Source organism: Leptospira langatensis (assembly GCF_004770615.1).
GTDB lineage: Bacteria > Spirochaetota > Leptospiria > Leptospirales > Leptospiraceae > Leptospira_B > Leptospira_B langatensis.
Genome location: NZ_RQER01000010.1, coordinates 278,246 through 304,904, shown reverse-complemented (window position 1 = coordinate 304,904; position 26,659 = coordinate 278,246). Strand labels below are relative to the sequence as shown.

General features: G+C 42.8%; 22 protein-coding genes. 6 read left to right on the top strand and 16 right to left on the bottom strand.

Going from position 1 to position 26,659, the window contains the following annotated elements; all coding sequences use genetic code 11:
* Positions 1-16: 16 nt before the first annotated feature.
* Positions 17-1,549, bottom strand: a complete 1,533-nt coding sequence (locus EHO57_RS18990) for an MptA/MptB family glycosyltransferase (protein ID WP_246050732.1) — start codon at positions 1,547-1,549, stop codon at positions 17-19.
* 142 nt (positions 1,550-1,691) lie between these two features.
* Between EHO57_RS18990 and EHO57_RS15690 the strand changes: the two genes are divergently transcribed.
* The 3 genes from EHO57_RS15690 to EHO57_RS15680 are packed head-to-tail and all read left to right on the top strand — an operon-like array spanning position 1,692 to position 4,680.
* A complete protein-coding gene (locus tag EHO57_RS15690) occupies positions 1,692-2,579 on the top strand; it encodes a sulfurtransferase (RefSeq protein WP_135645792.1) in 888 nt (295 codons plus the stop codon).
* Positions 2,580-2,588: 9 nt separating this feature from the next.
* Entirely contained in the window at positions 2,589-3,947 is a 1,359-nt protein-coding gene (locus EHO57_RS15685; protein WP_135645793.1) for a multiheme c-type cytochrome, read from the top strand.
* Between the two features lie 7 nt (positions 3,948-3,954).
* On the top strand, positions 3,955-4,680 hold the full coding sequence (locus EHO57_RS15680; protein ID WP_135645794.1) for a glycosyltransferase family 2 protein: 726 nt from the start codon (positions 3,955-3,957) through the stop codon (positions 4,678-4,680).
* Positions 4,681-4,683: 3 nt separating this feature from the next.
* On the opposite strand, the gene EHO57_RS15675 is transcribed toward EHO57_RS15680, so the two are convergent.
* The 4 genes from EHO57_RS15675 to EHO57_RS15660 form a co-directional block, all read right to left on the bottom strand.
* Positions 4,684-7,437: a PAS domain S-box protein gene (locus EHO57_RS15675; protein ID WP_135645795.1), complete on the bottom strand. Its 2,754-nt coding sequence runs from the start codon at positions 7,435-7,437 to the stop codon at positions 4,684-4,686.
* 21 nt (positions 7,438-7,458) lie between these two features.
* Complete coding sequence (locus EHO57_RS15670) at positions 7,459-8,667, bottom strand: GGDEF/EAL domain-containing response regulator (RefSeq protein WP_135645796.1); 1,209 nt, start codon at positions 8,665-8,667, stop codon at positions 7,459-7,461.
* A complete protein-coding gene (locus EHO57_RS15665) occupies positions 8,664-10,565 on the bottom strand; it encodes a PAS domain S-box protein (RefSeq protein WP_246050730.1) in 1,902 nt (633 codons plus the stop codon). The genes EHO57_RS15670 and EHO57_RS15665 overlap by 4 nt, the downstream gene beginning before the upstream one ends.
* 207 nt (positions 10,566-10,772) lie before the next feature.
* The gene (locus EHO57_RS15660; protein WP_135645797.1) at positions 10,773-11,738 is read right to left on the bottom strand and encodes a sodium-dependent bicarbonate transport family permease; all 966 of its coding nucleotides are present in this window, start codon (positions 11,736-11,738) and stop codon (positions 10,773-10,775) included.
* Between the two features lie 355 nt (positions 11,739-12,093).
* Between EHO57_RS15660 and EHO57_RS15655 the strand changes: the two genes are divergently transcribed.
* The gene (locus tag EHO57_RS15655; protein ID WP_135645798.1) at positions 12,094-13,713 is read left to right on the top strand and encodes a helix-turn-helix domain-containing protein; all 1,620 of its coding nucleotides are present in this window, start codon (positions 12,094-12,096) and stop codon (positions 13,711-13,713) included.
* Positions 13,714-13,731: 18 nt separating this feature from the next.
* Here EHO57_RS15655 and EHO57_RS15650 read toward each other — a convergent pair whose 3' ends face one another.
* From EHO57_RS15650 to EHO57_RS15625, 6 genes are all read right to left on the bottom strand, one after another.
* Positions 13,732-14,163, bottom strand: coding sequence for a hypothetical protein (locus tag EHO57_RS15650; RefSeq protein WP_135645799.1), 432 nt, complete (start codon positions 14,161-14,163; stop codon positions 13,732-13,734).
* Positions 14,160-14,504 carry a hypothetical protein gene (locus EHO57_RS15645; RefSeq protein ID WP_246050729.1) on the bottom strand — a complete coding sequence of 115 codons (345 nt, stop codon included), beginning with the start codon at positions 14,502-14,504 and terminating at the stop codon, positions 14,160-14,162. The genes EHO57_RS15650 and EHO57_RS15645 overlap by 4 nt, the downstream gene beginning before the upstream one ends.
* A gap of 249 nt (positions 14,505-14,753) precedes the next feature.
* Positions 14,754-15,935: an MFS transporter gene (locus EHO57_RS15640; RefSeq protein WP_135645801.1), complete on the bottom strand. Its 1,182-nt coding sequence runs from the start codon at positions 15,933-15,935 to the stop codon at positions 14,754-14,756.
* A gap of 1 nt (position 15,936) precedes the next feature.
* Positions 15,937-16,911, bottom strand: a complete 975-nt coding sequence (locus EHO57_RS15635) for a spermine/spermidine synthase domain-containing protein (protein ID WP_246050728.1) — start codon at positions 16,909-16,911, stop codon at positions 15,937-15,939.
* A gap of 5 nt (positions 16,912-16,916) precedes the next feature.
* On the bottom strand, positions 16,917-18,062 hold the full coding sequence (locus tag EHO57_RS15630) for a hypothetical protein (protein WP_135645802.1): 1,146 nt from the start codon (positions 18,060-18,062) through the stop codon (positions 16,917-16,919).
* A 27-nt stretch (positions 18,063-18,089) separates the two neighbouring features.
* Entirely contained in the window at positions 18,090-18,824 is a 735-nt protein-coding gene (locus EHO57_RS15625; protein ID WP_135645803.1) for a hypothetical protein, read from the bottom strand.
* 158 nt (positions 18,825-18,982) lie between these two features.
* Here EHO57_RS15625 and EHO57_RS15620 point away from each other — a divergent pair, with 158 nt between their 5' ends.
* Positions 18,983-19,381 carry a hypothetical protein gene (locus EHO57_RS15620; protein ID WP_135645804.1) on the top strand — a complete coding sequence of 133 codons (399 nt, stop codon included), beginning with the start codon at positions 18,983-18,985 and terminating at the stop codon, positions 19,379-19,381.
* A 178-nt stretch (positions 19,382-19,559) separates the two neighbouring features.
* Positions 19,560-21,575, top strand: a complete 2,016-nt coding sequence (locus EHO57_RS15615; RefSeq protein ID WP_135645805.1) for an LTA synthase family protein — start codon at positions 19,560-19,562, stop codon at positions 21,573-21,575.
* Between the two features lie 135 nt (positions 21,576-21,710).
* On the opposite strand, the gene EHO57_RS15610 is transcribed toward EHO57_RS15615, so the two are convergent.
* The 5 genes from EHO57_RS15610 to EHO57_RS15590 form a co-directional block, all read right to left on the bottom strand.
* Entirely contained in the window at positions 21,711-22,082 is a 372-nt protein-coding gene (locus EHO57_RS15610; protein WP_135645806.1) for a response regulator, read from the bottom strand.
* Between the two features lie 6 nt (positions 22,083-22,088).
* Positions 22,089-23,615 (bottom strand): MASE3 domain-containing protein, encoded by a 1,527-nt coding sequence (locus EHO57_RS15605; protein ID WP_135645807.1) that lies wholly within the window; start codon positions 23,613-23,615, stop codon positions 22,089-22,091.
* A gap of 232 nt (positions 23,616-23,847) precedes the next feature.
* Positions 23,848-24,810, bottom strand: a complete 963-nt coding sequence (locus EHO57_RS15600; RefSeq protein ID WP_135645808.1) for an NAD(P)-dependent oxidoreductase — start codon at positions 24,808-24,810, stop codon at positions 23,848-23,850.
* Between the two features lie 14 nt (positions 24,811-24,824).
* On the bottom strand, positions 24,825-25,892 hold the full coding sequence (locus tag EHO57_RS15595; protein WP_135645809.1) for a flavin-containing monooxygenase: 1,068 nt from the start codon (positions 25,890-25,892) through the stop codon (positions 24,825-24,827).
* Between the two features lie 194 nt (positions 25,893-26,086).
* The gene (locus EHO57_RS15590; RefSeq protein WP_135645810.1) at positions 26,087-26,656 is read right to left on the bottom strand and encodes a class I SAM-dependent methyltransferase; all 570 of its coding nucleotides are present in this window, start codon (positions 26,654-26,656) and stop codon (positions 26,087-26,089) included.
* Between the last annotated feature and the right edge of the window lie 3 nt (positions 26,657-26,659).

Below are 26,659 nucleotides of genomic sequence, written 5' to 3'. Positions count from 1 at the left end.
TTTACTGTCTAAAGACCTATCTCCGAGAGAAGAAGGAGATCCTACAAAAAACCCGGCTTCCCAAGAAGGCCAAAAACGCCAAGCCTAGAATGGCAGAAACGGAAAGAAGAAGCCATTGCGGATGGGAATAATACCCCTTTTCCAGGACTGAGGACCAATCGCCTAAATTCGCAAAATTCAAATAAGAAAGCTGGCCGAGAAATAAGAAACACCAAGAAGGTCCGAAGGATCTGGACACAGGCAGCAAAAAAGGAAGCATCCAAAGTAAGTACCAGGCATTCACTACCGGAGAAAAGAAGAAGAATAGAAAAAAGACAATACCGACCTTTCTCTGAAAGGATCGATCCCTTCCTGCGAATCGGATCAGGAAATTCTGAAATCCCCTTAAAAAAGGATCTGGATCCTTACTTCCGGTAGGTAAACCGGCGGCATCTCCAGAAATACCGAATAAGTTTCTGGAATATAATAAAAATAGAATGCTTGCGATCACGATCCCTTTCCAGACCAGCCGGGAGAACTCTCCGAGGATTGACTTTAGCCAGGAATGTCCTAACGGAAAGAATTCGAAACCATTGATAAATCTAGATACCACTCCTAGATCCGTTTCTTTCGAATAGAGCAAGAAAGGAAGATATGAAATACCAACGGCCATTGAAGTAAACAGGATCCCGATGAAAATGGTCGGCAAAATAGAATGATCCGTTTTACTTTTCTCGAATGGAGGTATTTGGGGAATACTTTGCTTTAAATTCGCCGAGCAAAAAGGATTTCGTCTTTTCATCGTAGAAAGAACTAAAAAAGGAAATAACAGCAATCCGAAATTCTTAGCTGCCAAGCTTAGGCCCCATACAAAAAAGCCCGTCTTTATCCTCCCCTTCTCTACTAGGACAAAAGAAAAGAATAATAGAAAGATCCCTAGGATATCCGGATGGGCGTTCAGAAAGATCTCTTTCAAAAGGACCGGATTCCAAAAGTAGAGAAGAGCCGAACTTCTCCCGAACTTATTTCGGATCAGATAGAAAAGCGCAAGATCGGGAATGAGCAGAAAAAGTTTCAGAGCCCAAAGCTTCCATGGGATAAAGAGATGTATTATAAAAAAATAAATCTCCAGTATTGGGGCATAGATTGTAGGCCAGTCCGGATGATTGATCCGAGATAAGATCTCGGAGTGGATCGGATCGGGATCGGAAAAAAAGATCTCAGGAGCAATTCCATACGGTGTTCCGTTTTGCTTCGTTTGAAATCCGTCCCAGAGATACCTGGCCCAATCATCTTCGAAGATCGGAAGAAGGAAGACGAGTATGATCCTAAGAACAAGACCGCAAACAACACCGAGAGTCTCGGATCGTTCTTTCATCCTAAAACGAAATAGAATTAGATACGCAAGACTGATCGCAAAGAACCCAAGTATGTAGGAGCTCCCGCCAAGTAATCTCTTTCGATTCAGGATCTCGAAGCAGAGTAAAACGGCTAAGTAGAAAAAAGAAAGCGGGAGCCAGACCAGGATCCCATATCCTTGTAACCGGATCCTTCTTCCGATCGAATGCATTTTTACCAATTTATTCTACCTTTGCCTAAGATTTTATCTAAAAAATCTCGCCAATTTATCCGTAATAGCAAAAATAATCTGCTATATAGAATATTTTGTATTATTTATTGACATTACGCTAAATATAGTAAGCTCTGTTAGAATGCAAGGATTTGTAGCACTTATTTTCTTTTTTCTGGTTTCTGGTCCGGTTTTGGCAAACGAGGATCGGATCTCAGGCCTTAGAGGTTGGTTTTTGGGAGCACCGGAGTCATTGTACCTGTCCAAACAGGGAGGCATATTTATAGATGCAAGAGAAGGAATCACTCTTTCATCCTTCCCTAAGTCCATCCCTTTGAATTGGCAGGCAATCTCTCGAAAGGATTCTCCTTTCCAGGGAAATCTTCTTTCGAAAGCGGAAGCAAAGGAAGTCCTGTACAAAAAAGGATTAAAAGAAGACCATATTATTCTAGTGTATGGAGATCCTATCAACGGTTGGGGAGAAGAAGGTAGGATCGTATGGTCCTTACGTGCATTAGGATTTTCTAAATCATTTATCGTGGACGGAGGATATGCCGCGATCCGTAAGGCAAACGCTTCTTCCATCCTTTCTCGTCCGGATCTGCTTGCAAAGATCAAAAGCATTCCTTCCGATAAAGGGAACTTAACTGCCGATGTGCAACTGGTCCATAGTAAACTGGGAGACAGAAATTCAGTGTTCATAGACACAAGAGAAGAAAGAGAATACTTAGGAGAAACTCCTTATGGGGAATCCAAGGGAGGACATCTTCCGGGTGCGAAATGGCTGTACTACAAACAACTCCTGGACAAGGATGGTTATCTTCTTTCCGATGCAAAGATCCTCCCTAAATTGCATGAGTTGGGGATCTCCAAGGACAAGACTGTGATCTCTTATTGCACCGGCGGAGTTCGATCCGGATGGATGACTTCTGTTTTGGTTTCCTTAGGTTATGATGCCAAGAATTACGCAGGCTCCATGTGGGAGTGGACTTCTCCTAAGTTTGCAAATCATCCCTTAGTTTTGAAATAAGATCCGTTGATGTCCGACATACAAAAGAAAAGGATCTATTGGAGTCTCGGATTTCTATTCTTCTCTTTGGGGATCGCTTACCTTCTTTGGCCCAAACAGGTTCTGGAACCTGTCTCCGTCGATCGGGTCTTTTCAAATGCTCCCTGGGCAAAGCCGGTCCCGAATCTCCCGCCTCTTGCAGGTGTAGGAGAAGTGAGAGCGGAGAATTGCGGCAGGTGCCATACGGAGATCTACCAAGAGTGGAAGACTTCCACTCATGCAAACGCTCTCTCCGATATACAATTCCAATCGGAGCTAACCAAGTCTTCTTCTCCTAAATGGCTTTGCTTGAATTGCCATACTCCTGTGGCGAACCAAAGGGAGAATCTGGTAAACTATCTGCAAAATGGGGACTATAAACTGCCTATAGAGGAAAAGAATCCTCACTTCGACCCTAAGATGAAGTCGGAAGCGATCACCTGCGCCGCTTGTCATGTTCGCTTGGACGAACAAGGGAATTCGTACGTGATCGGTGCAAACGGAAATACCAAGCCCCCTCATCCTGTCAGGATCCAACCTGAAAAACTGAAGGATCGTTGTTTAGATTGTCATAATGCGAATTACGAACTGGACGATCAGTTGGTTTGTGCCTTCAAAACCGGCAAGGAATTGCAATCCTCGAAATCGACTCATGGAAAGGAAACCTGTGGGTCCTGCCATATGCAGGAAATCGAACGCAAATTCGTAAAATCGGAATTAGGAACTCCTGTGAGAACCGGTCATAAACACGCGTTCATAGGCGGAGGAGTCCCGAAAAGATTCGATCTGTATGAGAAACAAATCCCGGGAGGTTATCAGATCGGACTAAAAGTGGATCCGATCCTCTGGGACTTAGCAAAGGATAAATTAGAATATTCCGTTTCTTTTAAGAATGAAAAAGCAGCTCATAATATACCAACGGGGGATCCGGAACGATTCCTATTAGGCAGAGTTTCCATTTTAGATGCCCGGGGAAAATTGCTAGAAAAGAAAGAGATCAAGTTCGGACAGGAATGGGAATGGTATCCGAAAGCAAGACTGATCGCCGATACTAGGATCCTTCCCGGAGAGACTAAGAACTGGAACGGATCCTTTTCGGTCCCTTCTTCTCCCGCTAAAGTCGTTTTAGAATTTTATCATGTTCGTCTCAAGGAATCCAACGCGGAGTATATGAGAAAAGGGAATGATCTTGCAACAGAAGAATTTAAGAGGATGATCTCTAAGATAGAAGATCATTATCCCTTCTCCAGTATCGTCTATAAGGAAGAAGTAGATCTTCGAACTCATAAAAGAAAATTGTATTCCCCGAAAGAGCTAATACGAATATCTTCGGATCGAAGAGGAGAATGATCTTTTCATGAATCCGATTTGGTCTTCGGCCAAATTTCTAATTCCTGCGTTGAACGAAGAGGAGAGCCTTCCGGGCGTTCTGGACTCTCTTATACGTTTAGGGATCCGCCCGGATCAGATCTTGGTCTTGGATAATGGCTCTCAAGATTCCACTCCAAATATCGCCATCCAAGCAGGAGCGATCCTGATCTTGGAACCTAAGAGAGGATATGGCGCCGCTTGTTTAGCCGGGATCAACTTCTTGAAGAGGTCGCAAACGACTCCAAGCCATATCATATTCATGGATGCGGACGGCTCCGACGATCCGAACGATTTAAAGGAATTATTCCTTCCTTTCGCATCCGACCCAAACACAGATTTTGTGATTGGATCTAGGACTCTTGGAAATGCAGAAGAAGGTTCCCTTTCCTTCTTACAAAAATTCGGGAATTCTCTCTCTTGCTTTTTGATCCGGACTTTTTATGGGGTTTCTTTTTCGGATCTAGGACCCTTCCGGATCTTAAAGTGGGATTCCCTTCTCTCTCTAGAATTAGAAGATCTGACCTGGGGATGGAATCTGGAAATGCAGATCAAAGCGGTCCGAAAGAAAATGATCATCCGGGAAATTCCGGTGCACTACGAAAAGCGAAAAGGCGGAAGGTCCAAGATCAGCGGAAATCTGATAGGAAGCCTAAAGGCAGGCTTTAAGATACTTTATATTTTCTTTAAACTTACCTTCTTTAAAAGAAGTTAGGATCTACACCGTATCCCGATCCAGAACGGATACGCCCAATAGCCTTCTCAATTTGCTCCAGTTATACGGTCTTTTCAGATCGTTTTCGGATTTTTCTTGGGTCTTAGCATTCCATTCGGAAATCGTAATAACCCGGTACAAACTTTTTAGTTTTTCCCATCCAACAGAATCCGGATCGTTTAAACAAAGTTCTTCGTCCACAAAGACTGCGACGATACCTGTTTCGCTTTCGAGTACTGCTCTGGATTCGTATATATCGTACGCATGCAGGATCTCGTATCCCGCTCTTTTCAATAATGCACAAAGATAATTCTCGCCTTTTAGGCTCTTTTCTACTAAGAGTATTTTTCTATATCTTCTATCCAAAGGGATCTCGTCCGCGGTAAGTAGTTCCGGCTCTCTGACAAGCGGAAGATAGATATCTATTGTGGTCCCCTTATTCGGTTCGCTATAAACGGAAATGGCTCCATTAGACTGTTTTACAAATCCGTAAACCATCGGCATACCGAGTCCGGTCCCCTTGCCAGTCTCTTTGGTAGTAAAGAAAGGTTCGAACACCCTTTCCTGCGTAGAAGGATCCATTCCAACTCCTTCATCCCTCACCGAGATCACGCAGGCGTCTCCTATTTCCAAGGCCCCCAAAAGTGCAGTATGATTTTCTTTTCCCCCTGGAGAGAAGGCGACGCTGATCAGGATCCGTCCGCCCTTAGGCATCGCGTCCCTGGCATTCAGACAAAGATTTAAGAGCGCATTTTCCAGACCGTTCTTCTCAAAAGAACACACTAAAGGAAAATCTTCGGAGCAGAATTCCAGACTGACCATATCGTTCCGTATCTTAGATACGATCGGCAGGAAATCGGAGATCACATGATTCACATCCGCAACTTCCGGATTCACCGCTTGTTTACGTGAGAAGGAAAGAAGTCTTCGATTCAGCTCCGCCCCTCTTTGAACCGCATCCTGTGCGGAAAAAACCCTTTTTAATAGTTCGGGTGTTTCCCTTAAATGTAATTCTAGAAGATCCAGATTGGCTAAAATAATATTCAGTAGATTATTGAAATCGTGAGCCATTCCGCCGGCAAGTTGGCCGACTGCCTCCATTTTTTGGAGCTGTCTTAAGGAATCGTTCCATTCCTTTTCTTCGGTAATATCCTGCATGGTACCGGAGCTACCGATCACCTTGCCCTGTTTGCTTAAGATGACTTCTCCCTTGACCATTACGAATTTCTCTTTGCCTTCTCTCGTGACGATCCGTAACTCCGCTTCTTCAAAAACGCCTTCCAATAGGAATACTTCATAATTCTTTAATATACGTTCCCTATCGTCCGGATGGACAAATCCGATGAACTCCTCGAAATTAGGAGCAGGAGTCTTTGGATCCAATTCGAACATTTCATACAGGCCGAGAGACCAGGACAATTCTCCCTCTAACTCCATGGTCCAGCTTCCCATCTTAGCGATCTTCTGCGCCTTTTGGAGCTGTTCCTTGCTTCGATTCAATTCTTCTGCTGCAGATTCCAATTTTTGCAGAGTGAGTTTATCCTCAGTGATATCCCTACCGATGCAGAATATAGTTCCGGAATCCGGAGACTGGACCATATTCCAGAATAAATAGCAGACTCTTCCGTCCTTGGTAATGCATCTGCTTTCGAATTTTTCCTTAGAGACAGTAGAAATGTTCAGTTTGGTCATCCCCACATCTTCCGGATGCAGAAAGTCCAACAGATTTTTATTAATTAGATGTTTTCTCTCGTATCCGAGAAGCTTACTGAACGCAGGATTGACCTTGCGGATCAGACAGTCAGAAGATATCGTCAGAATGATGTCGGAAGAGAGCTCTATCATCGCCTTCCTTTCCTCGTCGGCGGCTCTTCTGCTTACGATCTCTGCGAATCTTTTGGAGACCACCCTTAGTAGATCCAAATGAGCCGCTTCTTCGGTTAAGACATTCTCGGAAAGAAGTTCTATTTCGTAGAATCTTCCGTTAGATACGATTGGGATCCCTAACCAGGAACGAAAACCGGCAGCTAAAGCAGATTCCCTTCTCTTTAGATTATGATCTTTTTCGAGATCCGGAATAAAATACAATTCTCCCGTCTCGCTTACCGTCTTCAGGATCCCTTGTTTAATATCGAACAACTTGCCTACGGAATCTTCCCTAAAGGAAAGCTGGTTCTCGGAAGAATACACATACGGATCTCCGTGATTGATATAGACAGTCCCTTCTCTAGATCTCCAGATCTGTCCGTAAGTCCATTCCGTATTCTTAATTAAGGTACGAAGAGCCTTCTCAAATGCTGTACTTAAATTATCCGAAGTGGAAATGTCCAGAAGAAGGCTTTCACTGATCGCCCAGGTGATCTCTCTTCTCTTTCTTTGAGTAATATCAATATAATAGATCAGAAATCCTTCGGGACGAGGATAGATCCTTCCTTCTAGCCAGGTATTATGAGGCTTATAGAATGCCTCTACCGTACTAGGCTTTCCGGTTTCTTTCGCTCTTTTGTAGTGGGTTTCGAACTCCGTTCCGAGAAGTCCGGGAAAATCTTGGAGTAGATTCTTGCCTATAAGGTCTTGGCGGGAATGACGAAATAGTATCTCCGCCTTTTCGTTCACATACGTTAGATACCAATTGTCGTCAGCAAAGATAAACGCATCCGAGATCGAATCCAATATGGGTCCGATCTCTTGAGCCGACCCAGGAAGTTTACCTAAAGGGCCTTTCTTGGATAATTCCTCATCTCGACCCGTAGCCATTTCCTACCTAGATTGATAGGTTTAGCCGAATTTGGAAAGAATTTCCGGAATTTTTTCGGGAGGAATTGGCCTAGAATAATAATAGCCCTGTCCTATATCGCAACCAGCCTCCTTCATTAATCTTTCGACCTCGGCAGTTTCTATACCTTCCGCAACGACATGCATTCCTAACTTGTGACCCAAATCTATGGAAGCCTGACAAATAAATAACGATTCTCTATCCCTTGGGGAATCCATTACAAAGGATTTGTCGATTTTCAACTCGGTAAAAGGGAATCTATGTAACTGTTTTAGGGACGAATAGCCCGTCCCAAAATCGTCTATCGAAAGACCTATGCCTCGGATCCTCAATCTTGTCAGGATATCCTGAGTAAATCGTATATTTTCCAAGAAGCTAGTTTCCGTGATCTCCATCTGGAATTGGCTCTGGGGAATATTCTTATTCTTGATCTTAGAAAGTATTCTTTCGGGAAAATCCAACTCGGTCAGGGTCACAGGAGACACGTTAACCGCCACACGCAGATTCCTTCCGTTCGAATTCCAATTCCTGGTCTCATCCAAGGCCTGGTCTATGATCTTTTCTGTCATCAGGTTCAGGATAGAAGTCTCCTTCTCCATAAGCGGAAGAAAGGAATCCGGAAATACCAGTCCTAGTTTAGGATGGTTCCATCGGACCAAGGACTCAAACCCTTCTACCTTACCGGTCTTTAGATCGAACTTCGGTTGGTAGTATAATACAAATTGATTCGCATGGACCGCATCTAAGAGTTCCTCTTTCGTAAAAACGGGCCCGGTCTTTCCTGCTCCGTCCGATTTCACACGAGAGGAACTGTCTTTCGATTCCTTCTCGATCATCGCGGAAAGTATCCCTCGAATATCGGAGATACGGATCGGCTTCTCCATTACGGCGACTATATTCAATCCATATTCGCCCGCGAGAGTCTCCGCACTATGAAGGGTCCTGCGATCCGCTCCGGAGATCAGGATCACATCCGGATGGACTTCCTTTTCGGAGAGAGAACGAATAACGTCCACTCCGTCCATACCTGGGATCATCAGATCCAATATCACGCAATCGAAACTAGCATCCACCTTGTTCAGGAAATCGGGCGCGGTATGAGTGAGGGAAACGGAGAAGCCGCAGTCCTCTGCAATTTCTCCCAATATCTTGGCGATCTCTTCTTCATCGTCCAAGATCAAAAGCTTCTTCGCGCTCTTAAGATCCGTCATGCAAGACTCTCTCCGATCTTACGGACCGCTTCTTTCAAAGCCATTTTAGTATAAGGCTTACGGATGAACGGAAATCCGTTCGGGATTCCTGACTCCTTAAGATCGTTAGACGAAGTTAGAATTACTCTTTTAGAGTCTAAGCGGTCCAGCTCTGCTTTGATATCCAATCCTTTCGATCTTGCCAAATGAAGATCCAATAGTACGAAAGAAATATTAGGATCTCCCGAGAAGAAATGGGTAAGCCGTTTAATATCTGAGGTCAGAAGTGGTTCGAAACCGAGTTCTCTTAAATACACACCCGCAAGCTCCGCAGTTTCGCGATTCTCCTCGATCACCAATGCCTTTTTTCTAACCAAAGGATTTTTATGATCCGAAGAATGAGAGATCCCTTCCGAAGAATTTTTTAGAAGAGGCAGAAAGATCAAAAAACTGGACCCGTAATCCGGCACAGTGATCACTTTCAAGAAACCGTTCGATTGTTTTACAAAACCGTAAACCATGGTCAATCCTAAACCGGTTCCCTTCCCTCCTCCCTTAGTGGAAAAAAAAGGATCAAAGATACGCGCCTTTGTCGCTTCGTCCATCCCGGTTCCGGTATCCGTCACCGTGATCAAGCTGTAATCTACAGGCTCCAAACCGGAGATCCTAGAACCCGTTTCTTCTCCGTTTCGGAGGAATCCGCAGGAAATATATATTTTCCCGCCGTTCGGCATAGAATCTCTCGCGTTCAACGCCAAGTTCAGGACTGCGTTTTCCAGGCCTCCCCTTTCTATGTCGCAAATGATTTTCTCGTCGGAGAACTCATACTCTATCTCTATATTCTCCGTCCGGATCTGATCTAGAATAGGACGAAACTCCTTTAAGATAAGATTCACATCGCAGGGTTCCGGGTTTAACGCTTGTTTTCTGGAAAATGCAAGAAGTCTCTTATTTACATCCACTCCTCTTTGGATCGCATCCTGCGCGGATCGGACCCGCTTCAGAAGGTCCTCGGAATCCTTTAATTTCAGTTCGAGTAGATCTAGATTTGCTAATATTACATTCAATAGATTATTGAAATCGTGGGCCATCCCTCCGGCGAGTTGACCGATCGCTTCCATCTTTTGGGATTGTCTAAGATGTTCTTCCGTATTCTTTCTTTCGGTGGTATCCCTTTCGATCCCCATTAAATGGGTGGTCACTCCGTCATCGTTCGTGATCGGAAAGATATCCATCTCGATCCAATATTCCTTGCCGTCCTTATCGTAGTTGATGACTTCTGCAAAGCAAGCTTGGCCCTTGGAAATACTGTCCCGGATACGAGCCAAAACCGCGCGGTCTGTCTTGGGTCCTTGCAGAATGCGAGGAGTCTTTCCGATGACTTCTTCTCGCCTATACCCTGTTAATCTTTCAAAAGCTTCATTCACATAGACGATCTTCGGGCCTGTTCCGTCTATGGGCTTCGCTTCTGTGATCAGAAAGATATCGTTGGATTTTTCGATCCCCATCCTGAGAAGTCCGATCGATTCTTCGTTCTTCTTTCTCTGAAGAAGGAGCCGAATGGATTTGTCCAACAAATCGAAATTTAAGTTTTCCTTAATTAAAATATCGGAAACATTTTCGTCCTTTCCTCGGAGCTCCTTTCGGATCTCGGCATTCTCCACGATCAGGATCAAAGGGGGAAGGTAACGTTGTCCAGGATCCTTTCTAGGAACGATGCTTTTCCCCGCTTTGTGGGAAGAAATGATTATGTCAAAGAACTCCGTAGCGAGGAACTTCTCGGCTTCTTCGGCATTAAAGGCTCGCACGGAGACAATATTCTTACCTTCGATCGCTTCTAAAAGACCGAGTATACTCCGATACTCGTCTTCCCGATCTTCAATGATAAGAATTCGCCTTTGGATCTTCCAGAAGTCCATGTCTTAAATCCAAGCGCCAAATCATAATCTTAGGAGGGATTCCTTCAATGAAAAAGCCAAAAAATTTGTGCTTGGATTGGACGAAAAAGACTCTATATACCGAACGAAATCCGAGTCGACTATCTCCCCTTTTTCGCCTCGACGAACTTGGAGTTGTGAAACTACAGCGATGTCACAGAAGCGACGTCGTGCAAAGGATTCGATGGATCAGAGGTAGTGTTGGACAACAAACCAATAAAGAGGGATACCGATGATCACATTAAACGGAAAGGTAACGGCAAGAGACATGGGAAGGTACAGACTCGGATTCGCTTCCGGCACGGAGGTCCTCATAGCTGCACCCACTGCGATATAAGAAGCGGAAGCGCATAGAATCATAAACATGAGTGCGTCAGGCGCATTCATTCCGATCAATTTAGCGAGTCCTAAACCGATCGCAGCATTCGCTAACGGAACTAGTATTGCGAAAATCACAAGGAAAGGTCCTGCCGTCCTCAAATCTTTTAGCTTCTTGGCAGCGACTAGCCCCATATCTAAAAGGAAGAAGGAAAGCATTCCCTTGAATAGAGCGTCTGCAAAAGGTTTCTCCGCTTTCCATCCGCTTTCTCCGGTCAACATACCTATGATCAAGGAACCGACCAAAAGGAAAATAGAACCGCCTAGGAAAGCCTCTCTCAGCAATTCTTTCCAGGAGAATTCTCCTCCTGCATTCTTCTTAGCGATCCGATCGATAGCGACTCCGATAATGATCGCAGGAGATTCCATAAGAGCCAAACCCGCTACGAGAAATCCGTCAAACTCCAGACCCAGGTTATTCAAGAAGGCGTGAGCCGTTACGAAGGTTCCCGCACTTACAGAGCCGTAAGTTGCCGCAATGGCCGCCGCATTATGTACATCCAATTTCAATCTCAGAATAAAGAATGTATAAAGAGGAACGAACAGGGCCATACCACTACATGCAACCAGGGTCAGAAAGTTAGCCGAGGTAAATTTTGCTTCCGCTAATTCGAACCCTCCCTTGAAACCGATGGCAAACATGAGATACATGCCAAAGAATTTGGACAACGCATCCGGGATCTCAAGACCGGATTTTAGTAACACTGCTACGATCCCCAAGAAGAAGAATAGCACCGGTGGATTAAGTAGATTTTCTAAGATCAACTTTGGATCCATTTGAAACCTCCAAGATACAAAAAAATAACCTAACCCATATCCTACACCTCGATCGGCTAACGATCAATACTTCTAAGAACAGATTTCTTCAATGGGTCAAAAATTTGTCCACCTAGGCTTTAGGACATTTTCACTGTCTATAATCTTTCTAAATTTATAATTTTGGACATTTTTCAATATTGAAATTTTTCCGAAACAAAGTATAAAAAATCCCCATTTATGCCCTTTTGGCAAGCACAGCCAGGAAAGAGTCCAGTCCATGAAAGGAAGATGGCCGTATCCGGGTTTTAAATAGTTTTTGCTTTTGGCGGAAGATACTTTTTTACTGCATAACGAACAGCAATGGATAAGTGAAATGACTAGAACCCGGGCAAAGGATCCAAATTCGAATTCCTGTTATTATAAAAAAATCCTCATATTATTTTTCCTCTCTTCCTTGGCATTCCCGATCGACCTTCTTGCCAAAGCGCCCGAGGTAGTGGAGATCTTTGCAAAATCGTCTGTCGAGAACCTAAGCCCCAAGATAGAGTATAGATACTTGGGCAGTAGATTCCAGCATTGCAAACCGGAGACTCTCAAATCCTTGGATGAAATGGAATGGCATCATAACTCTGGAGACGTGGTTCGGGTCCCACGAAGCCCTTTAGGCAATTGGCTTAGATTTCGGATCGTGAATTTAAGTAAAGAGCCGATTGTTCGGACCCTTTCTCTCTATTGGTTGAACGTTCCAGAGGCGGAACTTTGCTCTATCGATACACAAGGAAGGTTTGAGGCATTTTATTCGAATAATGAGACCACCACTCTACTCGGAAGCCGATCCCTTCTCCCTCATTTCACGATCCAACTCCCTCCTCAGCAAGAGCGGACCTACTATTTATTCATTAAGACAAACGAGAATATCAACTATCCTATCAGTCTTTTATCGGAAGAAGATTATACCACTCAGATCCAAGTAAGATCGGTCGTTTTCTCCGCTATCAGTTTCGCACTTCTACTCTCGCTAATCGCCAATATTTACTTCTATTTCAGGACCAAGAAACTCCTATTCGTCGCCCTTCTCGCACATTTATTATCCGTAGGAGTCACTCTATACTTCCTGCACGGAAGGGAGTTTTCTTCGATCGTTAAATACGATAACTCCATCTTCCGTCATAGTTACTTTTTATTTTTAGGGATCACACATTTCTCCTTCTTCTTATATCTAGCGTCCTGGTCTTCGGAAGAATCCTCCACGATCCACAAGTCACCGATCTTCTGGATCTCGAGTCTATTAGGACTATTTTATCCTCTGATCGTTTCCTTCGATTTCTGGTACGAACATAGGATCTGGATCCTGATCGCGAATTACGGATTTATGATCTATTTCTTCGGCAAAAGCCATGCTTCCTTATTCGTAATGAAAGCATATGACGAGCTTTGTTATGTGGGAGTTTGGACAATCTTCTTGTTATTTAGCGTATTCAAGACCACTTTCCAGTTCGAATTCTATCCGTACAATTGGCTTTCCGTTTATGGGATTATCTTCTACTTCCCTCTGCTTGCCATTGTCACTTCCTTGCTAGCAAGAGAGATCACGAATCGATGGGCGATAGAAAGAAATTCATTAAAGAGATCGCATCTTGCTTCTTTGGATGTAAGAGCCTGCGTTGAGACACTACTCCGTCTTTTAAAGCGCGAGAAGATCTACCTCAAGAAATCCCTAAAGGAAGAAGATGTCGCGAAAGAAATGGGCATTACGGTACACCAACTCTCGGAGATCATCAATACCGAATTCAAGACCAGTTTCCCCTCTCTCTTGAACCAATATAGAGTCGAAGAAGCAAAGTTTTTACTGATCGAAAATCCGAACGAGAGCACCGCTCGAATCGGAGAAAATGCAGGCTTCAGTTCTAGATCCGCATTCTATTTAGAATTCAAGAAAGTGACAGGAAGCAATCCGAACTCGTTCAGAAAAGCGAGCTCGATCCGATCTTGATAGACAGACTTTCAGATCTTATTTTTTAACGGTTATCGTATGAGAAGGCACCGGAGCACTAACGATCTCCCCCTCGATCACACCGCAGGTCCTCATGATCGGCACAGTAGGGAACGGGAGAAATAGCATAAAGACTGTCCAAGGTGGAAAGAAATCGATCCCGTCCATATAGATCGTAGCGTTCTTTAACTTAACAATATTCTTATCTTCGGCACTTGGATCGGCGACAATATCGTTCCAAGTAGAAGGAAACGGTCGGTTGTACCAAAACAAGACTACAAAGGAATACATACACTTCTTCAATTGCACTCGATCGGCAGAAGGTTGCGACTCTTCCTCTTTCAGAACAGTTCCGTCCGGATTGAATTGCACCCTTTTGATATGTCCTCTTTCGAATAGACATTGCTGAACAGAGATTGCAAGAAGAAGGATAAAAAGAAGACGTTTCATTTCTTACGGAGCTCCGGAGTATATTCTATGAACCAGCAACCGGAACGATGCTCAAAGACCACATCGTTGAAGGCGACTATACGAGGATCCCTACTCATCTCAGCTCTAAGAGCCTCATGGATCACTCCTTCTTTTGCGCCATGGATCCCCACCTGAAACGCGTTTAAAAATGTCTTATCGCAGATCTGAGTCTTAGATCGTTCGGCACTGGCAAGCTTAGCGCCTTCATATTCCGGCCCGATAGTTAACTCATCGAAATTCCCAAGGACCTTTCGCCCGTAGCAGTTTGCGAAGATAAAGATATAAGAGCAGAATAAAGTAAATGCAAGAGTGCGCTTCAAACACATAATCCTGCAGTACTTTCTTCGCTTAATAATTACTAACAACGAAAATTTGATCTGCGAAGTATAAAAAGAAAACTCACTTATATTTTGTTAAATGTATGGGATGTGTAGCCTGCAAGATTCGAACATTTCAGAGATTATTACAAAACGAGGTAAGCAAACCTATATCTCAGCCAAATATAAGTGAGGAATAAGCATGCTATATGTAAGGACTAAAAAGGAACAGGATCCTAATAACGAAGCGACTCAAGACTTTTGAAGGGAGAGCGCATTGCCGTATCTTGCAAAATATACGATCACTCCAAAGGTGAGTATAGCCGAAAAGAAGAACATGGACTGAGCTCCCATATAAAACCAGATGATCCCACCCAAGTAGCTAGCAAATAATGCGGAAATACTGCCCAACCCCGCAAAAGTGCCAATTGCAGTGGCAGTATCGGACTCCGGAACAATATTAGAGATCAACGCCTTCGCTACCCCTTCCGTTGCAGCAGCATATAATCCATAAAGGAAGAATAACAAATAGAATTGGATCGAATTCTCCGCGAATGCCATCCCCGCGTAGACCGAGCAGAATAAGAATAGACCTATTAGCAAAGTACGGATCAATCCGACTCTATCCGCCATAAGTCCTATCGGAAAAGAAAAAAGAGCGTATACTAAATTATAGAAAATATATATTCCTATCACAAAGGAATCCTGTGCTCCCTTAGTCTTCAGCAGAAGCAAGAGGAACAGATCGGAACTATTAGCAATTCCGAATATGAGTAATCCCGTAATCAAGCGCTTGTATTTGCTTGGAGCATCCTTCCAATAGGTAAAATAGGAAAGAATAGAAACATTCCCTTCCACATTACGCACCGGCTTGGTCTTCTCTTTCAAAAAACCGGAAACGAAAAATGCAAGTAAACCGGGAATTCCCGCGAATAAAAAGAGAAACGCATAATTCTCAGGATAGAAATGAAGATAGACTAACGCGAATGTCGGGCCAAGAACCGCACCGAAAGTGTCCATTGCTCTGTGAAATCCGAAAACAGTCCCTTTGGTCTCCTGATTTGCCTCGTCCGAAAGAAGTGCATCCCTTGCACCGGTCCTAAGTCCCTTTCCGAATCGATCCAATGTCCTAGATAGAAAAACCCAAGTCGGATAAGGGAGTATGCCCATTATCGGCTTTGAGATCGCACTCAACAGATAACCGAACTGCACGAAAGGAACTCTCTTTCCCTTTAGATCTGAAAGTTTGCCGAAATAACCTTTACTCAATCCTGCGATTGCTTCAGCGAATCCTTCTAAGGTGCCGATCAATATCACTGAAAAGCCTATATTCTTCAAATATAGAGGCATGATCGGATACAGCATCTCACTAGCGACATCCGTAAGTAGACTAACAATAGAGAGGATCCAAACAGTTCTAGATATTATATTCATCTTAATTCTTTTTTAATGGAGCGATAACGGAAGGGTCGTCCAAAATTATATTCCCTTTTTTAGATATATTTTTTCTCAATTCCTTAGAGAGGGATCTCATTCCCACAAATGTCAATCCATCAAAGAAAGATAATTTAGGACCGATCCTTTTCTTGGAGATCAATGCATCTATCTTGGAGGAGCCTATTTTTTCCAGATCCATTTCTTGAGATGCCAATAGAAATCCCCAATTGGTATAAAAAGAAGGAACGAAACCCGAATAGCTGATCACACTCCGAAAATTGCGAGCAAGAGTTCTGCGAATCAATGCATGCCCATTCCAATCGAGCGGGGTCAACTCGGAGGCCTGCGTAACAAGCAATCCGCCCTTCTTCAAATGAGAAGAACAAATGGAGTAAAACTGCTTCGAATACAGATTTTGGATAGGATCTGACGCTTTAGACTTTTCTGCAAAATATGTGGGAAGATCCAAAATGATCACATCGTATTTTTCTTGGGTCTTTTCCAAAAACTTCCTTCCATCTTGGAAGACAAGCTTTGCCCTTTTATCCTGAAAAGATCCTTTATGCCAAGAATTTAATGTTTGAGAGAATAAGGAAACCAACTCTTTGTCTATATCCACCATGGTCACGGATCGGACCGAAGAATACTTTACTACTTCTCGTAATGTCGCTCCTTCTCCCCCTCCTATGATCAACACGTCTTCCAATTTAGAATTCAAGAGACATGCCGGATGGACCAAAGCCTCGTGATAAATATATTCGTCGTTTGCGGCGGATTGGAGCTCTCCATTCACAATGAGAGTTTGACCGATCGCAGGCAACTCGACCAGATCAACGTCCTGAGAAGCTGTTTTACCGGAAAAATACGTATCGGTTTTGCGATAAAAATGCATCTCATCCTTGTCAACGTAATCCAGAACCCAGATCCGATTGTCGATTTCCATGCCTAACTTATCTCCGCTATTCTCGATCATTCTCTCTATAACTCTTTTGTAAAGCCTAAGGTAAAATAATAGATCTCTCTCTTGATATGTTGCCCTTGGTATCGATCGATCAATATCTGTTGTAAGAGAGGATTGGAAGTTGCTCCTTCAATCGCAGAGATCACTGCTTGATTCGCAAGGCCATATTGCTTGGAAGGGTCAACTGTTCGTCCGTCCTTGATTGTCATCGATGTCGTCACATTGTCAAAAAAATAGCTGCTGTCATAGATCTCTAAATTCGGTCGATAAGCCATATTCACGCTGAAAAAGAATTTTCTATAATCGACCTTCGCCTGGGTAGTAATATCCGAAAACCCCGAAAGACGATCCGTTGGGTTATTTTGAAAAATGTATCCTACGGAAGTAGAAGCGATAAACTTCAGATCCTTGGTAATATCGAATTGATGCTGTATTTCAAAGGGAATATAAGCTGATCCCTTATTGATCCCGGTAGTATGGGCATCCGTATCCGGATCCGTAGTTTTATAAAATGATAATTTAGGTTCTAGGAATTTCAGGATAGGCAATTTCCATGAAATAAACATTTGGGTCCAAGAGAAACGGTTTTGGGCCAGAAAAGTATTATAAGAGAACAATCCCACAGAAAAGTTCCCAAAGCGATCCGAATCGAGGAGATCGTACTCCAATAGGATCTCTCCCCCATCGTCTCTCTTCAATCCGTTCTGCTCCTTATAAGGATGCACTACTCTAGGATCGAACGGCAATTTACCTTGCTCCAATTCCGGTTGGTAGTATCCTAACAACTCCATTCCAGAAGGCCCCGTCTGCAAAAACCTTTGGTCCGAGTCCCTGTCTCCTTTATGAGTGAGAAAAATATTGAACCAAAACTCTACGGTAAATTTGTTCGTGACCGGAATCTCAATCGAAGGTTGAAACGTATAGGCAGGAAGGAAGGAGCGATATGCGATATCGTCTCTTTGGCTGATCGACTCACTACCGAAAGTATTTCCTCTAAAGATAAAATCGGAAGCGAACTCTATATTTGTCGTTATCTTCTTCTCTTCCTCCTCTTCTTGCTTGGAAGAAGGTTTCGTAATCGAAATATCTTCTATTTCTTTTTCAGAATATAAAGAATATGAAATAAAGAAGAAGAGTCCGATTGCGAATACCGTCTTTCTCATAGAGCGAATCTTTTCGGACCGAATGCTTTACTTTCCGAAATAATCCAATACTTCGATAGCTAACTCGAGGGAGATGAGGATCACGATCGTATATTCTGCGATCATTCCCCAAAACAAGAATCGTTTCTCTTGGATCTTCTCTTTCAATTCTTCGTAAATATGAGAGACCTTATCCGCAGAATTCAGAAACGTTTCGCAGGCTTCTTGAAATTCCTTTTGAAATCCGTTTTGTTTCTTTAAAAGGCCGAAACGATTGCCACCCAAGATCGGACTTCTGAAAATACTATCTAAACGGACCATTCTGGACCGAAGACCGTCGGATCCGAGTCGGATCTCCTGTGCTTGGAATAATTGAGAGACTTTCACTTGGGAATATTTCTGCATATAGCCCAGAGAAAGAAAGGAGGATAGATCCAAAAAACGGTTTGCCTCTTCGTATCTTCCTAAGGCAGCGGCCGCCAAAATGAGATCCCGATCGCTCACCCCTTTGAACTTTTCTCTAGATAATTTGATTTGGATCGGCGTATCTACCCATCGAGTAGAAAGGAGAAGATCCATAGAAGAATGATGGCCTTTTTCGTTTAAGTGGATCCTTTCATTCTCAAATCGATAGGAGACAGAATCAGAAAGAACAAGGCAATCATAGGGGAATCCAAGCGGATACATTCCCTTTTTCTCCAATTCTAGATCCTCAATGGGATCCAATCGGATCGATGGATCCTTTGGGAAGAACACCAAATAGGCTTTCTCTCTCTCTTTCATTCTATGCAATATCTGAATAACGTGAATAAAATCTACATACTTCTTCGAAGAAAAAGACTAAAATTGGCCTGGATGCTGAAAATACGGGCTATTTCAAAGGTTAAACAAGTGTTGACATTTAGTGAAACATAACTAGGGTCGAACTCAAGGTCTGAGCTTTGTCATTCTTTCAAAGAAAAGTCGGTAGAAATTCGTTTAAGAAAGCCGGGAATTTTATTTTTTCCGCCTTCCTTCTGTTTACCCTTTCTTTCGACGCAGTTATCGACTCTATCGAGATCTATATGGGAGAAGAGCCAAGCCTATCTTCTTCCGAATTTGTATACAGAGCAAGATCACCTCGAGCATCCAGATTCTCGGAAACCAATTCGATCTTTGCGGGCTCTTATTACGAAGCCCAAAACAAACCGTCTAAACAAGACTCTATTCATTCCGCTTTTTACTTTGTTCACAAACTTGCCAAAAGCGCAATTTTCATAGCATACGAATCGAAATCATCCATCTATCAGCCATTACTCATCCAATTTTTACTATCCTTACCTCCTCCCCAATCCGCCTAAATCCACGTTAAGCTGTCCTTTCAACGATAAAATTTAAAGAAACGCATAACGCGTACGTAATTTTAGTTGATCAAACTTCAGCAATATAGTATCAATTGTGGCCAAATTGTGCCCAATTCAGTTTAATTTTAATTAATGCAAGGTTTCGCTCGGATCGAGCCTACAAACAGACTTTCACATGAGCTTATTATTTTTGCGATTACGCACATTGGGAGAAAAAATCCCGCAAAACTTAAAGATCATCGGATCTTATTTCACACTCTATTTCCTAACCTTATTCTTAACAAGGTTGGCCTTCGAGATAGACAATAGTAGTAAAATTGCAGGAGAAGGCTTCTACAAGATACTAGTATCATTTGCCCTAGGCGCAAGATTCGACCTAGCGGTTATTGCCATACTGTTAGGATGGATCTGGTTTTTATCCTGCATCCATTATCTGAATCGGATGAAGTATTATAGACTGGCTTGGGGGACTCTTCCCATTCTGATCTATTTCTGGATGATCGGTTATTTAGTCGCGGACTTCGTTTATTATAGAGAATCGAGCAAACATCTTGGTTACGAAGGTTCTCTTTTTCTGACCGGAGATTTCTTCGTAGTGCTCAAATCGGCGATACGTCACGACTCCTTCCTGATCCTATCATCCTTGCTTGTCGTATTGTTCCTTTTACCATTCTCGATGAGAAGGTTTGCTAAATGGGATCCTTATAAAGGATCAAAATCGGCAAAACATCTGGAATATTCTCAAATTCCTTTGGCCTTGATCATCGTTTTCGTCTTAATACGAGGTGGCCTCCAGAGTAGGCCTTTACGAGTCAGCGACGCGGTTTTTTCGGATAATCGTGCCTTAAACTGCTTAAGCATGAACGGGATCTACACGATGGTTGCCGATATGTTCAATCAATCCGTAAATCAAGATCTAAGAATGTCTAAATTACGTTCTTTGAATATAGTAAAGGACAAGATCTCGTATCCGGGCAGCAAATTCATAAACGATTCCTTTCCTCTAATGAGAGAGACCATTCCCAAAACGAACAAAGGGAAAAGCCCGAATATAGTCATTATCTTGCTGGAAAGCTGGACCGGAAAATTCCTAAAGCCATCTGGTTCAGGGATCGTCGACGGAAAAGAAGTCACACCGGAAATGAACCAGTTGATCCGACAAGGCATGTTCTTCGAACATTTCATTGCAACGGGAGGAAGGACTGCAAACGGACTGTTGTCCACTCTCACTGGGATCCCGGATCTACCCGGCTTGACCGTACTTCGCAGGCAAGAAATCGTTAATAAATTCTCGAGCGTTGCCTCTGTATTGAAGCAAGGTGGATACGAAAGCTATTTCTTATACGGTGGAGATATCACTTTCGATAATATGAACGTGCTCTTTAAGAACTGGGGCTTTGATCATATTCTAGACGAAGAACATATAAAAAGCACGGGGAAGTATGAAACTGGAGATTGGGGTTATTTTGATGGGGATACCCTGCAACATCTGCATGAGCAAATGATGGGAGCAAGAAGTCCATTCTTGATGGTCTCTCTTACCTTAACTACTCATTACCCGTACAGGACTCCGAATAAGAGCTTCGATATTTTCTCGAGCAATGTAACGGATTATGATTATCTAAACTCCCTCCATTACGCGGATTGGGCGATCGGCAAATTCATGGAAAAGGCGAAATCTTCTCCTTATTTCGAGGATACGGTCTTCTTCTTCGTTGCGGATCATTCCCATCATAAGCATTTGGAGCCATTCGAAGACAGGAATATTCCGTTTTTAATATATTCTCCCAAATATGTGAAGCCTTCGAAAGAAGATAGGATCGCATCCCAATTGGATGTAATTCCTACCGTCTTAGGCTTCGTAAATAAGAGCGTAAAATTCTCGTCTATGGGTAGGAATCTTCTGGATCTGGACAAGAACGATCCGGGATTCGCTTACTTTGCCTACGGAAATTTGATCGGCTGGGTTGATAAGGATGTTCTTCTCTATCACTTCGTGGATAGCGAGAAGAAGCACACTTACTCTATGGTGGGAGATAAACCCAATTCTTATTGCGAAGAACATGGTATGGAATGCAAGACGGACGACAATAACGCAAAAGCGTTCTTGAATCTAAGTGAAAACCTTTTGGAAAAGAATCAGATCTTTCCGGAGATGATAGGATCCGAAGCGAATAACTCAAGATACTAAGAGATTTTCTGTCATTATAGGCTAGTTCGATCGCAACTCCCAAACATCGGTTTTGCGATCGAATTCGTCTTTTTTATTGTATAGAGAATTTTCTCAAGGGGACTTCTTCTAACAGAAAGCCGTTACATTAGTATATTAGGAAATTTTGAAATTTTCCTCTATTAACGTCTTAAGCTGAACAATTTGCAGAGGCTTTACAAAAAAGCCGAGAGGATTCGTTTTTGCCGCTCTATCCCTAGTAACCGAGTCCTGGTAACCTGTTACGAAGACTATAGGTATATCTGCCTCGAGTTTAATTTCAGTTGCGGCAGTAACTCCGTCAATCTCGCCCGCAAGAGTGATATCCATAAGAATGAGATCCGGCCGGCCAGCCTTCGCGATCCGCACCGCATCTTCCCCCGAAGTCGCAAGATCCAAGACATTACAGCCGATTTTTTCCAGCTCTCTCTTGACTACCATTGCGGTGATAATTTCGTCCTCTACAACGAGAACCTTCAATTTACTCATTCTGATCTAAACTCGTTTCTTATATATATCAATGGGGAAATCGATGGCACAATAGAAGTTCGGTCCCGTCCTGAATGAGATCTTGCCGGCAAGCTGAATTTCAGAGACTCCTTGGACTAACTGGATGCCCAAAGAAGTACTATTCTTAAAATCGTAATCCTTCGGCATTCCCACACCATCATCCGAATAGTTTAGAACATATCTCCCTGAAGGATCCTCAAAAAAAGAAATGGAAATATTCCCTGAAGAAGAATCTTGAAATGCATATTTCATGGTATTGCTTAAGAATTCGGAAAGGATAAGTCCAATAGGGATGGCAACGTCCATTAAAATCTTCTTATCTTCTACGTCTACAGTAAGATTTACGTCACGGGAACTGTCTTCGTTCGCTCTCAACACGTAATCCGCCAATTCAGAAACATACTTTCGGACCGAGATAGAAGAAAGATCCCTCTCCGCAAATAGTAGTCTATGTACCAAGGAAATCGCATGTATACGATCCTGGGTCCTTTGGGCGATCAACCTTACGCTCTTATTTTCAGGATAGGTTTCCGCCTGCAGAAAGATAAGGCTGCCTATGACCTGTAACGTATTATTGGAACGATGATAGATCTCTCGGATCAAAGCCTCTTTCTCGGATAAGGACTCCGCCAGATCGTGACGGACCCTACCATGCTCGATAATCTCCTCTTTAAGAAGATTATTCGTATCCAGCAATTGCTTATACGGTTTATTGATCGAGGAAATGAAAACTCCTTTGTAGATCAAGTAGAAGGAAACAATCTTATAAATATGCCCTAATATATTATATATATCAAATACAGTGGTATACACTGCAAAAACCAATTCACTGAGTATACAGAAAACGAAAGCATAGAGATAGTATTTATTCGGATCCCATCCGTATTTCCGTATCCTAAACCAATAAGCGATCATCGCGAAGATCAATAACCCCATGGCCAAAAATTCGGAATTCCGTTTAAAAGGAGTAAGTCCTTCGGTGGCAGAAAACGTGATCGGTACAAGAGAAGGATAGAAAGTGATTACTATAAAGGAAACAAGTGAGACCAAGAGCGGAAAGATCAAGAATACCCATCTCAAACGGCCCGAGTTATTTTCGTTCGGAAGGAAGGCGCTTATACAAAAACATAGCGCCGCATAAATCCGGACAATAATCCAATATTGGGTGGACTTATTCGGAGAATTCGATGTAACAAAGTCCGGCATACCTGCGTAGGCCAACATGTGCATCATATCCATTAAAGCAATTCCCAGAAATACTGTCCCAAGGAACAGAGTATGCCTATCCTTACTTTGGGGATAAGTAAACCAACCCACACCGAATATGGACATAGATACAAATATGCTGAATGATTCTGCGATATTGTGAAATAGAAGATACGGAGGGATCCGGGATTCGAAATATAAGGAAGAATGAAAAATCTGAATGATCGGAAAAGGAAGTAAAGCTATTAGCAGTACGATTCCTAATCTGATCTTGTTAACCGTCGAATCCAAACTCTCGTTTCCCATTTCTACCATTCTCGATTGAAATGCAACTTCAAGACGAGAATAAACTCTTCTTGAGGATGACTTGCACGATTGATTTTGTAGACGACGTTAAATCGTTCTGTTTTTGTATCTCACCATCATTCCCGAAAAACGATGGGGTTTTGATGTAGAGTGTATTTGTAGAACGAATTTAATTTTGTCATCCAAATTTTGGACGACGCGTAAAGGGCTAAGTTGATAAATATCAAAGATATTATTTTAATAGCTCCGATTCAGGCAATTCTCCTCTGAGAAATTGCATCAATTGAATCGAAGCGATCTCTGCAAACTCCTCGAATACTTCCTCAACAGTCCATCCTATATGAGGAGTTAGTAGAACATTCGGAAAAGAACGAAGAGGGGAATCCTTACTAAGCGGTTCCTCTCCGAATACATCTAAACCGGCTCCAGCCAAGCGTTTACTTTTCAATGCGTTTACGAGCGCGATCTCGTCGAGGATTGCTCCTCTTGCCGTATTGATAAGAATACTGCCTTCTTTGATCTGTTTAAATCTTTCCGAATCCAAAAGCCCTACCGATTCAGGAGAAAGTCTTAAATGAACGCTAACGATATCGCTCTTCGATAAGAGTTCCTCCAAAGGGATCCTTTTATATTCGCCACCTTCTACTTTCTGAGAACCGGGTCTTTCCCATGCAACTACATTCATATTAAAAGCAGATCTTGCAATTTGGGCAACTCTTGAACCATGACGACCGAGGCCGAGTATCCCTAAGGTTCTACCACTCAGAGTCCTTCCGAGCAAGGACGGCCAATTGCCGTTACGCATTTCGATCTGTGCTTGGGGCAAATGATGTACTAAGCTCAACATCATGGCCATCGTAAGTTCAGGAACAGATTTCAAAGGAGCTTGGACCCTTCTTCCTAAAGCGACTTGGATCCCTCTTTTTACTGCTACATCCTTATCCAGATGATACGCATGACCACCGGTCTGAAGGATCAATTTCAATTTGGGCAGTAAGCCGAATACTTCTTCCGAAAGAGTCGTTCGCTCTCTGATCGCCATCAAGAATTCCGCTTCTCGGATCCTTTCGTAATTCGAACTGAGAATCGACTCCTTCAAAAAGTGAATATCGATCTGATCGGTAAGCCCTTTCCAAACGGAAGAAGATTCTATTCTTCCTTCCCAATCGTCTAATACAAGAAGTAACGGTTTCATACTTGCATCCTACACTATTCTTCCCGATCTAAAAGCAATTCTTCAACGACATGCATCGCATCCCTTCCAGCTCCACCTACAAGAGAAGAAGTAAGTCCGAATTGAAAAAGATTTCCGAGAAAATACAATCCCTTCACATTGGAAATCCCTCTCGGAGCGACAGGCCAGCCTAAATCGTCCAATCGTAAATAAGGAACTTGGATCCAAGAAAAATCTGGCTTAAAGCCGGTGCACCATACGATAGTCGAAACTTGTAGGGTTTTTCCGTCCTGCAACAAAGGAAGTCCATCTTTTGCCCCTACAATCCTAGGCACCCTGATCGCTCCCGAAACGTTTAGGTCTTTCTCCGATTCTTTGATCAAAGGGGCTCCACTAGTAAGGACTTGCCTTCGGATCTTTCTACCGATCGGAGTACGGATTGTTAAGATATTGCTAATAAACCACCAATAGAAACCTGAAAATCTAAAAAGAAGATCCGGTATCTTTCCAGGGATCTTTCCGGATATAAAAGTTTTATGAGTATGAGAGATCTCCATCGCCAACTGAACACCTGAAGTACCTGCGCCAACGATCAGAACATCTCCGTCAGAAAGTTCGGAGGGATTCTTATATTGAGAAGAATGTATTTGTTTTATATCAAATTTTATATTGATGCTAAAATCGGGAATTTTAGGAAAAGAATGTCCCGTTGCGACAATGACATTGGAGCAAGAAAACATTTTTGATTTAGTCTCCAAAGAGAATCCCTTCGGTCCCTTCGTAATTCTTTCCACACTGGTATTCGGAAGGATGGGCAAAGAGAATTTGCGTGAGTAATCCTTTAGATAGCTCGCCATTTCATTCTTGTTTGGAAAGGTATTTGCATCTCCCGGAAACGGATATCCAGGAAGTCCATCGAATCTTCTGGGAGTAAATAGAACGAGAGAGTCCCATCTATTCTTCCACGAATCGCCTACCTCTTTGGAAGAATCCAGGATCAGAAAATCCACTCCTTTCGATCTTAGATAATGTCCAGCGGATAATCCGGCCTGCCCTCCTCCGATTACAATTACTTCCCAATGTTCTTTGATATGATCCTGCATAAATTTGATCTAGCCCAGTTCTGTAAGATATTTCTTACTTACTTGGATCTAAGCGAATGGATTCAAAGAATTATCTGGCGAGGAGCAAGCGAACGGGAACAAACATTAAAAATTTATGAATAAGATCTGAAAATGTTTGATGTCTAAATGAATATTGTAAGCAAATACTCTACTTAACATTCGATTTATTTAGTTTATTTTTCAGCCAAGAAACCGTAGTGAAAAGGAGGAAGATCAATAGGTTGAGAGGACTTTATATGAAACCCGACCTCCTCTGCCCAAAGATGTATTTCCTCTGGCTTAGGACGAATTTCCATTTTAGGACCTCTCGGAGTATTCGGATCGTAATTCCAATGAATGAGTCCCGCAATTCCTCCTGGTCTTAAAATTCGAAAAGCCTCTTTTAATATGGATATCGGATTTTCATGATGAAGTAGATTAAAGACCATCACGTAACTGACTAGGTTTTCATTGAGAGAAGTGCCCTTCTCAACAATATCCTTTTCAAAAACATGAATATTCTCGAGTGAATGAATTTTAGCCTTCTGTTTTAGATCTTCGACTAGATCTTTTTCGATCTCGAAAGCGAGGATAGAGTTCCGATTATATCTTGCTAAAGGAAGAGTGAAAGTCCCATATCCGGACCCAAATTCCACGATGATCCCCTTTGCTTCGAAAAGATCCATTCTTTCTAAAACCAAAGGTACGTCGAAAAGAGATTCCCAATATGCTTTCTCAGGCATCCCGCTGTCTCTTACCTTCATACC

Bases quoted from the DNA above. Each gene is read 5' to 3' on its own strand.
- EHO57_RS15635 (WP_246050728.1), bottom strand. From the start codon at position 16,911: ATGATCGAGAATAGCGGAGATAAGTTAGGCATGGAAATCGACAATCGG.
- EHO57_RS15690 (WP_135645792.1), top strand. From the start codon at position 1,692: ATGCAAGGATTTGTAGCACTTATTTTCTTTTTTCTGGTTTCTGGTCCG.
- EHO57_RS15655 (WP_135645798.1), top strand. From the start codon at position 12,094: ATGACTAGAACCCGGGCAAAGGATCCAAATTCGAATTCCTGTTATTAT.
- EHO57_RS15670 (WP_135645796.1), bottom strand. From the start codon at position 8,667: ATGACGGATCTTAAGAGCGCGAAGAAGCTTTTGATCTTGGACGATGAA.
- EHO57_RS15600 (WP_135645808.1), bottom strand. From the start codon at position 24,810: ATGAAACCGTTACTTCTTGTATTAGACGATTGGGAAGGAAGAATAGAA.
- EHO57_RS15650 (WP_135645799.1), bottom strand. From the start codon at position 14,163: ATGAAACGTCTTCTTTTTATCCTTCTTCTTGCAATCTCTGTTCAGCAA.
- EHO57_RS15660 (WP_135645797.1), bottom strand. From the start codon at position 11,738: ATGGATCCAAAGTTGATCTTAGAAAATCTACTTAATCCACCGGTGCTA.
- EHO57_RS15595 (WP_135645809.1), bottom strand. From the start codon at position 25,892: ATGCAGGATCATATCAAAGAACATTGGGAAGTAATTGTAATCGGAGGA.
- EHO57_RS15615 (WP_135645805.1), top strand. From the start codon at position 19,560: ATGAGCTTATTATTTTTGCGATTACGCACATTGGGAGAAAAAATCCCG.
- EHO57_RS15665 (WP_246050730.1), bottom strand. From the start codon at position 10,565: ATGGACTTCTGGAAGATCCAAAGGCGAATTCTTATCATTGAAGATCGG.
- EHO57_RS18990 (WP_246050732.1), bottom strand. From the start codon at position 1,549: ATGCATTCGATCGGAAGAAGGATCCGGTTACAAGGATATGGGATCCTG.
- EHO57_RS15625 (WP_135645803.1), bottom strand. From the start codon at position 18,824: ATGAAAGAGAGAGAGAAAGCCTATTTGGTGTTCTTCCCAAAGGATCCA.
- EHO57_RS15685 (WP_135645793.1), top strand. From the start codon at position 2,589: ATGTCCGACATACAAAAGAAAAGGATCTATTGGAGTCTCGGATTTCTA.
- EHO57_RS15675 (WP_135645795.1), bottom strand. From the start codon at position 7,437: ATGGCTACGGGTCGAGATGAGGAATTATCCAAGAAAGGCCCTTTAGGT.
- EHO57_RS15590 (WP_135645810.1), bottom strand. From the start codon at position 26,656: ATGAAGGTAAGAGACAGCGGGATGCCTGAGAAAGCATATTGGGAATCT.
- EHO57_RS15680 (WP_135645794.1), top strand. From the start codon at position 3,955: ATGAATCCGATTTGGTCTTCGGCCAAATTTCTAATTCCTGCGTTGAAC.
- EHO57_RS15630 (WP_135645802.1), bottom strand. From the start codon at position 18,062: ATGAGAAAGACGGTATTCGCAATCGGACTCTTCTTCTTTATTTCATAT.
- EHO57_RS15610 (WP_135645806.1), bottom strand. From the start codon at position 22,082: ATGAGTAAATTGAAGGTTCTCGTTGTAGAGGACGAAATTATCACCGCA.
- EHO57_RS15605 (WP_135645807.1), bottom strand. From the start codon at position 23,615: ATGGGAAACGAGAGTTTGGATTCGACGGTTAACAAGATCAGATTAGGA.
- EHO57_RS15640 (WP_135645801.1), bottom strand. From the start codon at position 15,935: ATGAATATAATATCTAGAACTGTTTGGATCCTCTCTATTGTTAGTCTA.